Origin of the sequence: Shimia litoralis, from assembly GCF_005518135.1 — a bacterium.
GTDB lineage: Bacteria > Pseudomonadota > Alphaproteobacteria > Rhodobacterales > Rhodobacteraceae > Shimia_E > Shimia_E litoralis.
Window position 1 is genome coordinate 1 of record NZ_SULI01000034.1, and the last position, 15,260, is coordinate 15,260.

Sequence of the window (15,260 nt, forward strand, 5' to 3'; positions counted from 1 at the left end):
CATGAACATAAACCAGATGCATCTTAGCCAAGCCGCAAACCTGTCCTAAAAAGCAGGACCACTTCAGCCAGCACCTTTGAGGCTGGTAGCGCATCTTCAGAATTATAGCCGAACAAGACTTCGTTGCGGACAAAGTCATAGGCTGCGCCGATACTGTCGCCTTCTGACAGCGCTGCCCATCCGCGTTGCGCGATGAGCGCCTTTATGGCGGGGTTCTGGTAGTCTAGGAGCGGCGTTTCAGATAGATAATCGTGGGACATTTTTGAACTCTTCTTTTGTCGTTCCAACTCATATACAATCTCTAGTAGCTAGAGGTTCAAGAGGTTTCTTTATGTTTTCTATCGGAGAGCTTTCAAAGCGCACAAAGGTCAAGGTTCCGACCATACGCTACTATGAAGAAATGGGGCTTTTGCCCGAAGCTGAGCGTACTTCAGGCAACCAACGGCGATACGATATAGCAGGGTTGGAGCGGCTGAGTTTCATCCGACATGCCCGTGACCTTGGGTTCTCCATCGAGGCGATCTCATCTTTGATCGAACTCCAAGATCATCCGGATCGGTCATGCGAGGCAGCAACGGATATTGCATCATCGCAGCTTACGAACGTGCGAACGAAGATCAGACGGCTCAAGACCCTTGAAAGGGAACTCAGCCGGATATCAAAAGGCTGCAACGGTGAAGGGGTGTCAGAAGATTGCTACGTCTTGGCATCATTGGCTGACCACAATTTGTGCGACGGCGAACACCAGAAACCATAAAATGCGGACATTGGACTGTTAAGGACAAACGGCAGGAAAGTCCCACACTGCGGACGTTCCAAATTTTGCTGGTCAGCATAGGCATGTACGAGAAATCCGCGCCTAAAAGACTATCTTACGGCACTATCAGAGAAAAACTCACCCGGCTCTAGGGCCAGAAAACGCTTCACGTCAATTCCTGCCAACAGAAGGCTTTCGTATAATAAGTCTCTTGGTTCGTTTCGGGCTTCATTCGTGAGCTGAAATGTACCCCAATGCATACCTACGGCCTGACGGGCACCGGTATCTTCGAAAATGCGCACAGATTCGTCGGGTGCAACGTGTTGATCAGACATGAACCAACGGGGCTCGTACGCTCCGATCGGAATGATCGCTATGTCGGGCCTTCCGTGACGGGCTCGGATGTCACGGAACAGCGCGCCGTCGCAATAACCAGTATCACCGGCAAACCAAATTTGGGATTTTGGACTATTGATCCAGAACCCACTCCAAAGTGCCATGCGTCGATCACGAATTCCGCGGGCCGACCAGTGGTTTGCCGGTGTCAGCGTAACCGAAATCTCTGGCTTTATTTGAAATGCATCATGCCAGTCGCCCACCATTATTTTGGCATCAGGCACTGATTGTCGAACGATTTTGTCATTTCCATATGGCATCACCATCAACGGGCTGTGGGCAGCCTGCAGTCGACGTAAAGTTGTCAGATCAAGGTGATCGTAGTGGTTATGGCTTAGGAGAACGGCATCAATATCTGGGAGTTTGTCAAATGCGATGCCTGGTTCTGTAACGCGTTTGGGACCTATGAAGCTTAGAGGGCTGACACGCTCGGACCAGACTGGATCGGTCAACAGGTTAACGCCTGCCACTTGGACCAACAGAGTTGCATGACCAACCATTGTGACCCTCGCCTGTTCACTCCGCGGTGGGGGGACATGCGGTGTGACTGGGACAAAATCAGGCCACTTTGCACGCCCCCCCTCACGACGCCAGCGCAGGAGATGAGCGAGTGACTTGTCTGGTAACGGTTGGCCCGGTGAAAAAAACCGCACGCCGTCAAAGTTATCACTGATAGGGCCTGCATAGTAACGGCTTCGCGTTGTTTTCATTATCCTGCTCCACTCGTTGAGTTGTCTTATTCCGATACCGCAAACAACCTCGTTTAATCTCATGCAGATATTGTTTGATCATCCGGTCGCAGCATCACAAGCCCAATCAGACGATGGATAATAACTTCTTCGATCAGTTCACTGAAATCTACGATTTAATAACCATGGGCCAGTACTTATGCCATCTGCGACAAGAAACAAAACGCGGACAAAGCGTCAATTCGCTGCGGTTGCGCCAATGGCTGCATTGGTTGAGCGGCTGATCTCTCTTCGAACGAAATCCTACGAAAATGGTAGTCCTACATTCAAGTTGTGGCTCTTTTGGGATAGGCCCCGATAAACAGACGTTTCTTTGGAAGAATATCATGTTTTCTATGCCGACAAGCTTTGCCGACTTTTCTATTAAATGTCTGAAAACGCTCCCCTATGTTGCAGTCATAAATGGGGTGATATTCGGCACCATTGGACTGTATTTTAGTTATTCAGCTAGTGCATTCTCAGAGCGGTCCGTCGTGCAGGAAGTGCAAGTAGTGTCGGTGGAAAGCCGAAGAAGTGACAATGGAACCGTTTACAGACCTATTCTTAAAGCCCATCAAAATGATGGAACGTCGATAACGTATTCAGGCTCGGCATGGGTCAGCCCCAAACCCCACAAAGACGGCGACATCGTGGATGGGCGGGTTGATTGGACGACGGGCGAAATTCGAAGTGTCGGCATGATGAAGTTTCACACGTCAATGGGTAAAACCATCTCTGCTGTGGGGGGGATATGCTTTTTCCTTGGAGCCTTTTATCTTTGGCGTAAGCGAACTCGCTCGTGAATGAGTTAGTCGGAACTAAGGCTAGCTGATGACAAAATCCGCCATTCGTGTTTGGCGCAGAATCAGTCAACATGGGCTCAAACCCGACTTGCGGCATTGCTGCGAAACATTTTACCCCGGCTACGAGGTGATCGCGCAGTTTTTGCCTCGGTGTTTGACGGCACCTACCCCAAAGCCGTCGTCGCCCTCTTGAGTGAATTTGGCGAAAGCGGACACTCACACAACTGAGCTGGCCTAGAGCGGGGTTGCAACAACAACCAATTGCGCCGTTAATGACCTCATCTATTAGATAAATCATAATTCCGGAGTTTCCTGATGCAGCGTCTAATTCTCAATTCGTTTGTAGTATTTAGTTCGATCTTGTTTTCAGGGATGGCCCAAGCGGGGGATCGGCCAAACATTCTTCTGGTGATGGCTGATGATCTCGGATGGAGCGATATTGGCTCCTACGGCGGAGAAATTGACACCCCTCGACTTGACGAGTTGGCCGCGCGGGGAACGCTATTCACTGACTTCCACGCATCGGTATCCTGCTCTCCCACGCGTGCCATGTTGATGTCGGGGAATGACAATCATATCGCGGGACTTGGAACCATGAGCGAGATGCTTGTCGATAACCAACGCGGCCAGCCGGGATACGAAGGCTATTTGAACGATCGCGTCGCGGCGTTACCAGAAATCCTGCAGAGCGCAGGGTACAATACGTACATGGCCGGTAAATGGCATCTTGGCCATTCAGAAGACCGGCTTCCTTTCACCCGAGGGTTCGACACAACCCTGACGATGCTTGTTGGAGGTGCCAGCCATTGGGCTGATAGGCTTGGGATATTGCCGGAAGACGACCCTGCCAAATATGCGTCTAACGGGCAGTTTCTGGAGACACTTCCTGCAGATTTTTATTCTAGTCGCAGCTATGCCGATTTTCTGATTAATTCAATTAGGGCCAATCGGAACGACGGCAACCCGTTCTTTGGTTATCTGGCCTTTACCGCGCCACATGATCCCGTCCACGTGCCGGAACCGTGGATGTCGAAATACGACGGCTGGTACGACGAGGGATACGATGTCCTAAAGGCAAGGCGCTGGACCGCAGCCAAAAACCTTGGTCTAATCCCAGATGAAGCGCCTTTGCCCGGCCCTCAACCATTGACGACGCCATGGGAAGACCTGCAGCTTTACGAGCGCCAAACCGAAGCGCGCGGCATGGAGGTCTATGCCGGCATGATAGATGCCATGGACTATCACTATGGCCGCGTCATTGATTTTCTGGAGGACATTGGGGAGTTGGAAAATACAATAATCGTGTTCCTTTCCGACAACGGATCCAACCCATTCTATTCTGTCGATTATCCGGGGGCCGATGATCCCGAATTCATTGCCCAGTTCGATCATAGTTACGAAAACCTCGGTCACCCAGGTTCAAACTATGCGTATGGTCCCGGATTTGCGGCCGCCTCAAGCGGAGCTCTTGGGCTTTACAAGCAAACTGTCGGCGAGGGTGGTATTCGCGTGCCTTTGATCATCGCGGGCCCGGGTATTTCAAAGGACCAAACGACGGGGGCGTTCGCCTATGTTTGGGACATCCTTCCTACGCTGCTGGCGTAGATTATCCGGAGACCTTCAATGGCCGTCAGGTCGAACCTCCGCGAGGCCGTTCGATGCTGCCGCTTTTGACCGGCGAGGAAAACTCTCTGTATGGTCCCGACGAAATTGTTGCCGGAGAAATGGCAGGAGGTAAATGGGTTCGCAAAGGAGACTTCAAAGCGGTTTTGGTTCCGGCACCATATGGCGATGGGAACTGGCACCTATTTGATCTTGCATCCGACCCGGGCGAAAGCATCGACCTTTCAGGAAACATGCCAGACCTGCTTCTTGAACTGACGACCGCTTGGGAAGCCTATTCAGAAGAAGTGGGCGTTGTTCCAGCTCAACTGTAACACACCGCTCTCATTTCACCCGCACGTATGAATTTAGTGCGGCTTGCCCAACCGCGGTGGTGCAAGTCGCTGTGCGTGAGCTTCGACGTTTTGGGCTCTTCGTTGGCTTTCGCCGCGCTCAGGACTAGGTTCCGCTTCAGGTGTAACCGCTCCATTGGCACCGCCTGCCTGAATATGGGGTTTTGATCTAAGACACGTGTTTAATGACGTCTTTAGCGACGTCTCTTATGTGGGGTTTGCGATGCGTGGCGACATTCTTGGAGCTGAGCGGCGACGCTTTTGGCATGACGACGACAAGCTCGAGATTGTAATGTCGGTTGGGATTGGTGGGGCAAGCGTTACACAGGTGGCGCAGCACCGTGAGATCAGGAGACAACAAATTTATGCGTGGCCTCATGACCTGAAGAAAATGGGCTTTGGTCGCCTGATACTGGCGCTCTCTTATACCCGGTGGATGTTCCAGTCACGACCGGGGTTCCGATAGTGCAACTGTCTGCGCCCGAAGCGCCTCCGCCGACCGCCGTAGAATTGCGCTTGCGGGGTGGTCGCAATCTACATTTTGACAGCACAATGGAACCGGTTGCGCTGACGGCGCTGATCCGCGCGGTTGAGATCGCATGATCGGTCCTGGCATCGGCGTTCGCGTGTATCTGGCCTGCGGTGTGACGGATATGCGCAAAGGGATAGCTGGGCTGGTGGCGCTTACCCAGGATGTGTTGCGCCAAATACCGACCAGTGGCGCGGTGTTTGCCTTCCGTGGTCGGCGTGGCGATCGGATCAAGCTCTTATTCTAGAATGGCCAAGGTTTTTGCCTCTATTGCAAAGTGCTTGAGCGGGGCCGCTTTCCTTGACCTACGGCGACAGAGGGCACTGCACGGCTGACTTCAGCGCAGTTGGCAATGTTGTGGGAGGGGATCGATTGGCACCGCCCAAATTGGGGTGCGCCACCGGCCCGGGTTAGGTGAACTATCCGTCTGATTATCTTTGTTTTATGATGTATATGTCTGCGCTATGGCAGTCAGGCGCATGTTGAATGCTGCGCAAAACCTCTCCGATGATCCCGCCGTTTTGAAGGCAATGATCGCTGCTTTACAGGCGGAGAACGCCAAGATATCGACCACCTTGCGTGTGCATGACCAGCCTGTTCAGGCGCTGCGTTTGCGGATCTCCAAGCTGCAGAAACTGGCCTTTGGCAAATCCTCGGAGAAGATTGAGTGCGAGATCGAACAGCTGGAACTGGCATTGGAAGACCTGCTGGTTGCTGTTGCCAAAGAGGATGATGCCCTCATCGTTGAAGGCCACGATGAGCCAGCACCCGATGAGGTGTCCGCCCCACACTCCGCCGTAGGCAGCGTGTCTCTGACGCAACGCCTCGCGAGCGCCGCGAGCTTGATCCTGGCACGTGCTGCCCTGATTGCGGCGGCGATCTGCGTGTGGTGGGCGAGGACGTCAGCGAGCTGCTCGATATGATCGCCGCACAACTGAAGGTGATCCAGATCGCCCACATCAAGAAGTCCTGTCATCGTTGCGGAAAGATGGTGCAGGAGCCCGCTCCCAGCCGCCCAACCCCGAGTAGTATGGCAGGACCGAACCTGATGGCCCATGTCCTGGTCTCAAAGTTCGACGATCACCTTCCCCTCTATCGCCAGCACGAAATATTTGAGCGCATGGGGGCTGACATCCCAGAAAGTACGCTCGTCGGTTGGTGCGGTCGGGCCATGAAGACCCTGTCGCCTCTGATTGAACGGATTGATGCGGACATTATGGGCAGCGATCTGCTCCTCGCAGATGACACGCCAATCCTCGTGCTGGATCGCTCATTGCGCGACAAGGGGCTGGGTAAAGGGGGCAAGCAAGGCCGGATCTGGGCTTATGTGCGCGATCAACGCCCATGGGCCGGGGCATCACCACCCGGTGCGGTCTATCGGTTCACACCGAACTGGAAGGAAGAGTACGTTCTCAACCAAATCCGAGATCACCCGCGAGGCGCTTGACCGGATCGGCAAGCTCTATGATATCAAGCGTGACATCAGCGGTCAGTCTGCAGACGTCCGCATGGCAGCGCGTCAACAGCTGAGCCAGCGAGAGGTCAAGGCCTTCTTTATCTGGTCCGAACAGCAACTCCTGCACATTCCGGGGAAAAAGAGATCTGGCAAAGGCCTTCCGCTATGGCCTCAGTCGGCAGGAGGCCTTCAGCCTGTTCCTGACTGACGGCCGTGTGGCCATTGACAATAAATCCGCAGAGCGCGCCCTGCGCCCGATTGGCATAGGACGGAAGAATTGGCTATTTGCTGGGGCAGATACCGGCGCGGAAACTCTGGCGCGTGCGATGACGATCATCGAAACTGCAAAGCTCAACGGCCTCAATCCACAAGCCTATCTCGCCGACATCCTGAATCGCATCCATGACCACAAAATGAACCGGCTCGATGATTTACTTCCATGGAACTGAGCACCGTTGGTCGTTGCCCATCCAGAGGCCGCTTGATGGCAGCCGTCACCCATGTCTGCACCATCGACGACGTCGCCAAAATGGTGGGCGAGGATGTCGAGCTTCTCGAGGCCATCGCCTACAATTAACGACAACCTGACATACGGGAGTATTATAAGCGTTTACGTCGGCCCCGACGAAACGATCACAGCCCTGACCGATGACGGCATCGAAGAACTAACGGATATGACCAAAACCGCCCATCTCACCGCCAAGACCTGGTATGAATTCCTCAATGACTTCGTGGACGACACCAACCTGGTCAGCCGAATTAAGGCGCAGTCACCGCGGTAGCAATGGAGCGGTTACCTTCAGGTAAACCGCTCGGACTTTGCAAAGTCCACTTCTTGCGCATAGTTGACCCTGATGGCTAGTGCAGCATTGTTGGTTAAGCTTTCGGGGTCTCGAATGACCGCTTTCACTAATCTGCAAAAAGATGTTTTCAGTTGCAGCTAAGCTCAGGTTTCCGCCCTTGATGCAAATCGTCACGAACGGCCCCAAGCCGCCGCCCCACGACGAGCCGAGATGCCGCAGTCGCAGCCCGCATTGCAGACATTCGTACTCTCCGCAGCATTCTCACGATGTTAATGATCGCTGAGCGGGACGAAACGGTCATTGATTTAAATCAACCAAATGACCGCTTCGCATTGTTTGCCTAAGCTGATGCAGTTGCTTCGATTTCGAACAGCAGACCCGGAATTGCAAGACGGGTGACACCAAGAAGTGTCATAGGTGGCGCAACCTGATGTGGGCCAAAGCGCATCCCCATGAGATCAAAATTCTTCAGAGCTTCGTCCACATCGGTGGCATAAACGCCCAGTTTGGTGACGTTACTTAAGTCCATCCCTGCATGCTTTAACACCGCTTCTAGGTTATCCAGTGCCAAATTGATTTGCCCGCGCATGTCGCCGAGGTGTTGCGGATTGCCTTCGTCGTCAACAGATGTCTGGCCTGCGCAGGTAACTTGGCGCGTTAGCCCTTCGATCACTTCGGCTTGATTGTATCCCAGCTTCAGAGACCAACTCCATGGGTTCACAGCAGTACGTTTCATATCTTGATTCTCCTTGTTTGACGTTGCTGAAACACATGTAAAATTAAATAGTGCCATAATCTGTCACCATTGATGGTATTGTGGTCACATGAATATTCGACTCAGACATGATGCCATCGTACGCAGTCTTCGCCGTAACGGGACATCCACCGTAGATCACCTTGCTAAAGAAGTCGGGGCGTCGCGCCGTACTATCCTACGCGACATTCACGCATTACGCGATGATGGCTTTGTTATTCATTCCGATGTTGGGCGCGGTGGCGGGCTACAACTTGATCCGCAGTCTATGCAAACTAACACGCGGCTTACGGTACCCGAAGTGTTTGCCCTCTTGATAAGTGTTGCGGCGATGCGTGCGGATGGCAACCTACCCTTTTCGGATCTCGCTGATGCTGGCCTTGCCAAGATTGAAAAATCACTTCCTTCTGATAAAATCCGCGATCTGCGCGCCATTCTTGACTGCTTGCATATCGGAAATCTATCTCCACATCAGGATATCTCCGACATGGGAAAAATGGATTCGAACTTGCTACCTGTGTTTGAAACAACTTTCCTAAACCGCCAGTTCATTCGATTTGATTATTGCGACGCGAACGGCCACAAAACGCAACGGCATGTAGAGCCACAGGCCATGCTGATCCTATCGCCGCTCTGGTATCTTGTTGCTTGGGATCCAGCTCGAGAGGACTTCCGGCATTTTCGAATGGACCGGATCAGCAATCCAATCTCTATAGACGATCGAAAGTTCCGCCGCCGCCATGTGCCTTTCGAAGATGACGTTTGCCCTTACAGTGAATTGATGAAGTGAGGTCGCCAAAACCGCCATTCGTTATTGGTGTAGCATCGTTCAAAATGGGCTCAAAGCTGCCCTGCGGCGGCGCGGCAGCAGGGTCGCAGCGTTTCCGCGCCAGTTCCCAGCTGCTAGATGACGGCAGCCAGCCCAAACCGGACGTTGGCGTACGGTGTAGCAACGGTCATTTTTGAGGCCAGAAGGGTTCGTGATCTACACCGCGGCCAATGTTTGCTTTGAAGAAGTCGCTATCAAGGCTGCAATTTGCGATACTGCTGTCTTTCTTCGTTGCCTACACGCGTGTGAACATGGGGCAATCAGCTTTCTTCGAAACATCATGGAGAAATTTCGCAGTTTGGATTAAGTGCCTTTCTTGGCCCTTCTTGCCAATCAACTGAGCTCCGATCGGCAAGCCATTTCTATCCAATCCCAACGGCAGGGTGACAACCGGGTGCCCCGTCAACGAGATCGGCGTAACAAACGACGTCAAGGCGTCAAAGTAGTTCGCTGGTTGTCCGTTGATGAAAAGCGGATTAGCGTAGTCACGTACACCGTTACGATCGCTGGTTGGCGCCATATGCTTGAATGCAGAGACTGCGGTGACAGGAAGCACCCAGACACCATTGTCGCCCAGAAAGGCATCAACAGCATCTGACAAAACCTGCTTTTCAACGAGCGCGTCTTCATAGCGTTTCTGATTGTGGCGATATCCAAGCATAACATTGGCGACAAACGCCGGAGACCTAAGCGCGCTCGCACGTCCAAAGAGGCGGGCAAGTAAACGGGCGGGCGCAGGTATCAGCTCGCCGGTTTCAAAGCCCATGATTTCGCCAAATATCCGGCGTGCGCGCTTGAAGTCAAACTGTTCGGGCTGCCCCTGAGATACTTGAAATCCGGATTTTCGCCATTCGATGGCCGCGGTATCAAAGCAATGAAGGATGCTGTCACACACCTCTATCCCACCGCTGTCAACGCTCCAAAAAATGTCCGGCATCTCGAACTCTATTTCCGTTTCGCCGGTTGGCTCGCTCATATGGGTCCATGCCAAATCCAAATCCTCGGGCGTTCTGGCAATCGGTCCCATGCGGGCAAAATGTCGGAGTGGTGCAGCGCCATTTGCCATCATCCCCTCATTTGGCAGGGCGTTCTCGGTTGGCAGCAAACTGAAGACACCGCAGAAGGATGCCGGGATGCGCAAAGAGCCACTTAAGTCAGTGCCGATGTCAAGAAAACTCAAACCTGCTGCAACAGCAGCTGCGCCACCTCCACTGCTGCCGCCGGTCGTATAGTCTAAATTCCAAGGATTTTTGGTTGTCCCAAACAGCGCGTTACTGCACTGAAAATCCATTGCAAATGGCGGCAGATTGGTTCGTCCAATGACATGAGCACCTGCGCTCAGGAGCCGTTCAACGACGGGTGCCGTCTGGGAGGGGCGAAAGTCCTTGTGCTGCTCTGAACCAAAAGTACAGGCCATTCCCTGAACGTGAATTTGATCCTTAACCGTGATTGGCAACCCGGCCAGGCTTCCCGCTATGTCATTGAGCGGTTTACCGTTTGTCGCGACAATTGCGTTGATCTTTGGGTTCAGCCGATTAATGCGATCCAATTGACTTTGCGCAACTTGATCAGCGGCAATTTCGCTGGATCTCAGGCCTTTTACTATTTGAGTTGCTGAGAGTTGGTGAAATGACATCTTTTAGTCCTCGAGTTTCAGAATTGAACCCGAAGTAACAAGTGAAAACTGGCCTTGCTGTTCCGATCATGCTTTTTTGACAGGAATGTAGATATGTGTGAGCTGAGCGGCTCCTGCGCGCTCGCTTCCTGAGTACAGATAGGCCTCAAACGGGAGCTCGTCGCGAAGAACATGATCTGATTTCGGCAACCAGTTTCGATAGATCTGGTTCCACGTCTGATAAAGAAACTCGTATTCCCCCCAATGTTCAAAAACGGCCCAGCTTCCGGCCGAGAACTTGTGCCACTCCTTGCTCCAATTGTTTTCTACGCTTGCAGAGAACGCTCCCCCGAACCAGATCGGAACATCGCCATCATTAAGCTTTTGTGGCGTGCTTGGAAAACAACTCATCAGGAACAGATCAGGAGGCTGGGGTGAGGTCAGTAGTGATGAGAATTGTAGGGCGATATTTTGGTCATCATGTCGAAAGAACTGTCCCTCTTGCGTTCCCGATGACTGGCGGTACAGAAAATCAAACGACTCCAGTTCGGCAATTCCAACGGCCTCGATCGTTTTGCTAGGAGGAGCACTGATGAGAAACCGCCGATCTTGATCAACACCTTTTCGTGCCGCATCTGGATTGTTGCGAAACGCGGACGGGCTAACGCCAAACTGCTTTCCAAAAGCTCTGGAAAACGCACTGTGCGTTTGGAAACCATAGTCCAAAGCAACCTGCAAAATATTGGCGCTTGAATTTCTCGCCAACTCCAAGGCAGCAGCTTCCAACCGGCGTACAACAATGTACTGGCTTACGGGTTCCCCCATGTATGCACAAAACAATCGCTGAAAGTGAAAGGGCGAGAGGTTTGCATGGTTGGCGATGTCAAAGGCCCGCAATGATCCTGAAAGGTTCTCCTCGATATAGAGGGCTGCCTTAGCAATCTTTGTCCGGTTTCGATCCTGTGTCTGCATTCGTATAAGTTAGCAATCTTCTCGCGAACTTAAATGGGGATCGCGCCAAATTGGGCGTTGTTTAGAGAAACAGCTTCGTCGGCTTCACTGTCGCCATGGGCACGACTTTGCAAAGGTCGCTTCCCTGCGCATTGCTGACCTTGGAGCAGGACGCAGCAAAGATGCCAAGGTCTTGCGGTCTGTGAATGGCCGCTTTCTTAAAACCGGAACCGTCCTTGTGCACGTGCAGCGAACGTCGGCATTCCGCCCCTTGGAGCAGATCGTCACGAACGGCCCTTAGCGGACCTTGATGCGGATCGCAGCTAACGGCAGGAAAGAGCCCCGATGGTCGGATGCTGCTTTGCATGAAATCTGTCGCAAAGCACGAATGGCGGCCATTGCCAATCTGTTTATGCTTTGGCAAAGACCTCCACCACCTTGGTCCACTGGGACTTGGTCATTCCATCCTTGTTGGCGATCAACCAGTATGTCTCTTGTGGTTCTAAAACATGTTCAGACAGACGCACCAGTTTGCCTTGTTCCAGTAGGTTAGAGCAAAGCGGCAGGGAAGCGAGCAGTACCCCACTGCCTGAAACTGCGGCTGAAAGAGCGGCCGAAAAACTGTCAAACCGGATTTTTGGAACAGGTGTGATCGGGTCTCCCGTGTGACGTGCCCATTCGTGCCAGCCAAGCCGCGGCCCAGATACCGCTAGGCGTGGAACACCTAACCAAGAAGTATTGCCAGTCAGCAATTCTGGCGAAACAAGCGGGCTGAGTTGCTCAGCGAACAGAGGGATTTTGTGATGATTTTTCCATTCGCCTGCACCATATTCGATACGAATTGTTGTATCTGGCAGATTGTCTTCGGCCTGCAGCACCATTGTGGATAGCATGATCTGCTGGCTGTATTTGCTTTGCCACTCCCGCAACCTCGGTGACAACCACAATTCAATCACAGACGCGCTTGCAGAGATTGTTATCTTTTCCCGTTGAATGCCAAACAGTTCTTCGTAGCTTTCATCAAGGCTGCGCAAGGCTGCAGAAACATAGGGCAACCAAGCCTCACCTTGAACGCTGAGTGTAACGCCACGTGCATTTCGGATAAACAATCGTGCCCCAATGCGTCGCTCCAAATTTGTGATGCGCTGGCTGATAGACGCCTGGGTGACGTTACTTTCCAACGCCGCCGCTGTGAAACTCCCGGTTCGCCCAGCAATTTCAAAGGCCCGCACCCAATCGAGCGGGACATTGTTCAGTGACAGATCAGACATAAGAGAATCCACATCTAGGGTTCGGTTTTGATTGATTGTGTTTATGGCTAGCCAACGGATACTTGCAACCAAAGAAACATCTGTAAACCAAGGATAGTGCGACAGTGTTAGATTGTATTTTGAATGACGACGGTGGGTTTCTGACCCTTGTGAATGGCGATAGCCGGATACGATTTCATGCAATCTGGCTGCGCGATAACGCCTGGGATGCGGCCACACGGTCTGCTGATAACGGTCAGCGTCTGATCGCCGTGCGTGATATTCCACAAAAAACAACGATCAGCGCGGCCAGGCTCATTCGTGAAACGCTTAGCGTCACCTTTGCCCCTGAAGATAAGACCGTAGACTATGACGTCGCCTGGCTGCTGCAAAACGCCTATGATCGCAAGGAAAATATCTCGACCGGATGGACAAAATCTGGTGTTGAAACTTGGGACAGTGGATTGATGACCCGCATCCCGGTTGCTGATTTCGAGACTGTCAGTACTGACCCTTTTGAGTTGAAAAACTGGCTTGGCCAGATCGCGCGCTTTGGCTTTGGCAAGCTGCTGAATGGCCCAGTCGAGGATCTTGCCTTGATGCAAGTTGTTGATTTGTTCGGCTATGTTCGCGAAACCAACTACGGGCGTCATTTCGAAGTACGCACCGAAGTTAACCCAACCAACCTAGCCTATACCGGGCTTGGGCTTCAGGCCCATACGGATAACCCATACCGAGATCCGGTGCCGACTATTCAGGTGCTTTACTGCCTTGAAAGCTCGGCTGCGGGTGGGGAAAATATGGTTGTCGACGGCTTTCGCGCGGCTGAGTGCCTGCGCGCGGAAAATGAGGATTGGTTCAACGTTCTTGCGCGCTATTGTGCACATTTTGAATATTCCGGGTCAGACGGTGTCATACTGCAATCACGCCGCCCAATGATTGAGCTGGCACCAGATGGAGAGCTGATTGGCTTGCGGTTCAACAACCGCTCAACTGCGGCGTTAAAGGACGTTCCATTTGACGACTTGGAGACTTATTACGCCGCGTACCGCCGCTTGGGAGAAATCATTGACGACCCGGCGATGGAAGTCTCCTTTCGGCTTGAACCCGGCGAAAGCTTCTTAGTGGATAACCGGCGTGTGTTGCATGCCCGCAAAGGGTATTCAGGCGCTGGCAAGCGTTGGTTCCAAGGATGTTATGCCGATATGGATTCGCTTCATTCAAAACTGGCGGTGCTGGAGACGGAACAACTGGTGGCAACCCAATGAGCAAACCTGATTTCAGCACGCTGGATAGAAGCAATATCGTCGCCTTTCTTGAGGATATCTTTGAACGCCGCGGTGGCGAAGAATATCTGGGCGAGCCAGTAACAATGGCCGAACACATGCTACAAGGTGCCACAATCGCTGAGAAAAACGGCCAGCCAGAGATCATCATCGTCTCTGCCCTGCTGCATGATGTGGGGCATTTCACCAGCGAGTTCGGCATGTTCAGTATGGAGGACACCCAAGACAGGTTCCATGAGGACGCAGGCGCCGAGGTTTTGCAGGACTATTTCCCGACGCTCGTCATCGATTGTGTGCGCTACCACGTTGCGGCAAAACGATATCTCTGCGCGACCCGACCAAGTTACTTCGACAGGCTGTCAGAGGCCTCAATACATTCGCTTAACCTCCAGGGTGGGCCGATGAACGAGGCCGAAGTTCTCGAATTTGAGAAAAATCCAAACCTGAAAGAAATCATCGCGGTGCGGTTTCTGGACGAAGCGGGCAAGCATGCGGATATGGAGATCCCGCCGTTTGCGCATTTCGCCCCCATGGTGCAGCGCATTGTCGATCAGCATTGCGGAACGGCCTCATGAGCGAGCCACAGTACGTTTTCGAAGCAAGCAGTAAACCTCCCTTGCCACTTCATGAGGTTCCACGGGTCCGCGCCACGGAACAAAACCTGAAAGGCTATGGCAGTTTCGTCGATGACCCCGATAATTTTGACATGGAGATTGTGCGCGGCCCGCGAAAGGCTGGCGTTCCGTTGATCGGGGCACCGGCGATGAAGCTGGCTGGGGCGAGGCATATTTCACTGTGACTGGAAAGGTGATTTCCATCACGGCGAAAACGAAGCTGTGAATGGTGAATATGTTCTGGGGTGGTCGACCGACCCAAAGGAGGCCAAAACGGACAAGGCTTCGTCATCACGGAAACATGTGCTTTTGTGGCATATGAATTATTATCCAGATGGAGGGCAGATTTTCTTTCCGCTTGAAAAAACCATTTGTTGTCCCAATTGCCTTGCCCGGCGATAATCTGTCCCCTCATAAGGTGGTGGCCTTCGGGTTTGATGGGGATCGTGGCCTCTATATACACCCCAATGTCTGGCACGAAGGCGTGTTCCACGTAACAAACTCCCAACGCTTTCAAGACAGGCAAGGCCGCGT

18 protein-coding genes and 1 pseudogene are annotated in these 15,260 nt (G+C 52.7%); 13 read left to right on the top strand and 6 right to left on the bottom strand.

The features are described from left to right. Positions 1–23 precede the first annotated feature (23 nt). Positions 24–260, bottom strand: coding sequence for a hypothetical protein (locus FAP39_RS16400; protein WP_138017465.1), 237 nt, complete (start codon positions 258–260; stop codon positions 24–26). A 71-nt stretch (positions 261–331) separates the two neighbouring features. On the opposite strand from FAP39_RS16400, the gene FAP39_RS16405 reads away from it, so the two are divergent. After that, entirely contained in the window at positions 332–757 is a 426-nt protein-coding gene (locus FAP39_RS16405) for a MerR family transcriptional regulator (RefSeq protein ID WP_138017466.1), read from the top strand. Between the two features lie 110 nt (positions 758–867). On the opposite strand, the gene FAP39_RS16410 is transcribed toward FAP39_RS16405, so the two are convergent. Then, entirely contained in the window at positions 868–1,653 is a 786-nt protein-coding gene (locus FAP39_RS16410; RefSeq protein WP_246059216.1) for an MBL fold metallo-hydrolase, read from the bottom strand. Positions 1,654–2,228: 575 nt separating this feature from the next. On the opposite strand from FAP39_RS16410, the gene FAP39_RS16415 reads away from it, so the two are divergent. The 8 genes and pseudogenes from FAP39_RS16415 to FAP39_RS17850 all read left to right on the top strand — a co-directional run bounded on the left by FAP39_RS16415 (position 2,229) and on the right by FAP39_RS17850 (position 7,201). Beyond that, positions 2,229–2,684, top strand: a complete 456-nt coding sequence (locus tag FAP39_RS16415; RefSeq protein ID WP_138017468.1) for a hypothetical protein — start codon at positions 2,229–2,231, stop codon at positions 2,682–2,684. A gap of 315 nt (positions 2,685–2,999) precedes the next feature. Beyond that, positions 3,000–4,289 (top strand): sulfatase-like hydrolase/transferase, encoded by a 1,290-nt coding sequence (locus FAP39_RS16420; RefSeq protein ID WP_138017469.1) that lies wholly within the window; start codon positions 3,000–3,002, stop codon positions 4,287–4,289. Then, entirely contained in the window at positions 4,259–4,621 is a 363-nt protein-coding gene (locus FAP39_RS17700) for an alkaline phosphatase family protein (RefSeq protein ID WP_138017470.1), read from the top strand. Before FAP39_RS16420 ends, FAP39_RS17700 begins: the two co-directional genes overlap by 31 nt. A 196-nt stretch (positions 4,622–4,817) precedes the next feature. After that, complete coding sequence (locus FAP39_RS16430; RefSeq protein WP_138017471.1) at positions 4,818–5,105, top strand: transposase; 288 nt, start codon at positions 4,818–4,820, stop codon at positions 5,103–5,105. Continuing rightward, the gene (locus tag FAP39_RS17610) at positions 5,105–5,242 is read left to right on the top strand and encodes a hypothetical protein (protein WP_171006901.1); all 138 of its coding nucleotides are present in this window, start codon (positions 5,105–5,107) and stop codon (positions 5,240–5,242) included. Before FAP39_RS16430 ends, FAP39_RS17610 begins: the two co-directional genes overlap by 1 nt. Next, a complete protein-coding gene (gene tnpB, locus FAP39_RS18015) occupies positions 5,239–5,415 on the top strand; it encodes an IS66 family insertion sequence element accessory protein TnpB (protein ID WP_425471447.1) in 177 nt (58 codons plus the stop codon). Before FAP39_RS17610 ends, tnpB begins: the two co-directional genes overlap by 4 nt. A gap of 232 nt (positions 5,416–5,647) precedes the next feature. Further along, positions 5,648–7,073: pseudogene (locus tag FAP39_RS16440) on the top strand (IS66 family transposase). Then, the gene (locus tag FAP39_RS17850; RefSeq protein WP_246059218.1) at positions 7,064–7,201 is read left to right on the top strand and encodes a hypothetical protein; all 138 of its coding nucleotides are present in this window, start codon (positions 7,064–7,066) and stop codon (positions 7,199–7,201) included. Before FAP39_RS16440 ends, FAP39_RS17850 begins: the two are co-directional and overlap by 10 nt. Before the next feature lie 566 nt (positions 7,202–7,767). On the opposite strand, the gene FAP39_RS16450 is transcribed toward FAP39_RS17850, so the two are convergent. After that, the gene (locus FAP39_RS16450; RefSeq protein WP_138017472.1) at positions 7,768–8,163 is read right to left on the bottom strand and encodes a RidA family protein; all 396 of its coding nucleotides are present in this window, start codon (positions 8,161–8,163) and stop codon (positions 7,768–7,770) included. An 88-nt stretch (positions 8,164–8,251) separates the two neighbouring features. Between FAP39_RS16450 and FAP39_RS16455 the strand changes: the two genes are divergently transcribed. Beyond that, positions 8,252–8,971: a helix-turn-helix transcriptional regulator gene (locus FAP39_RS16455; protein WP_138017473.1), complete on the top strand. Its 720-nt coding sequence runs from the start codon at positions 8,252–8,254 to the stop codon at positions 8,969–8,971. Positions 8,972–9,245: 274 nt separating this feature from the next. Here the strand turns inward: FAP39_RS16455 and FAP39_RS16460 are convergent, their stop codons facing one another. From FAP39_RS16460 to FAP39_RS16470, 3 genes are all read right to left on the bottom strand, one after another. Next, positions 9,246–10,559, bottom strand: a complete 1,314-nt coding sequence (locus FAP39_RS16460) for an amidase (RefSeq protein WP_171006902.1) — start codon at positions 10,557–10,559, stop codon at positions 9,246–9,248. Between the two features lie 153 nt (positions 10,560–10,712). Continuing rightward, positions 10,713–11,597, bottom strand: a complete 885-nt coding sequence (locus FAP39_RS16465; protein ID WP_138017475.1) for a helix-turn-helix domain-containing protein — start codon at positions 11,595–11,597, stop codon at positions 10,713–10,715. A gap of 389 nt (positions 11,598–11,986) precedes the next feature. Next, positions 11,987–12,847, bottom strand: coding sequence for a LysR family transcriptional regulator (locus tag FAP39_RS16470; RefSeq protein ID WP_138017476.1), 861 nt, complete (start codon positions 12,845–12,847; stop codon positions 11,987–11,989). A gap of 104 nt (positions 12,848–12,951) precedes the next feature. Here FAP39_RS16470 and tmpA point away from each other — a divergent pair, with 104 nt between their 5' ends. The 3 genes from tmpA to FAP39_RS17855 are packed head-to-tail and all read left to right on the top strand — an operon-like array spanning position 12,952 to position 14,911. Further along, positions 12,952–14,094: a 2-trimethylaminoethylphosphonate dioxygenase gene (gene tmpA / locus FAP39_RS16475; RefSeq protein WP_171006903.1), complete on the top strand. Its 1,143-nt coding sequence runs from the start codon at positions 12,952–12,954 to the stop codon at positions 14,092–14,094. Next, positions 14,091–14,687: a (R)-1-hydroxy-2-trimethylaminoethylphosphonate oxygenase gene (gene tmpB, locus FAP39_RS16480; RefSeq protein WP_138017477.1), complete on the top strand. Its 597-nt coding sequence runs from the start codon at positions 14,091–14,093 to the stop codon at positions 14,685–14,687. Before tmpA ends, tmpB begins: the two co-directional genes overlap by 4 nt. Further along, entirely contained in the window at positions 14,684–14,911 is a 228-nt protein-coding gene (locus FAP39_RS17855; protein WP_246059222.1) for a hypothetical protein, read from the top strand. Before tmpB ends, FAP39_RS17855 begins: the two co-directional genes overlap by 4 nt. Positions 14,912–15,260: the final 349 nt, after the last annotated feature.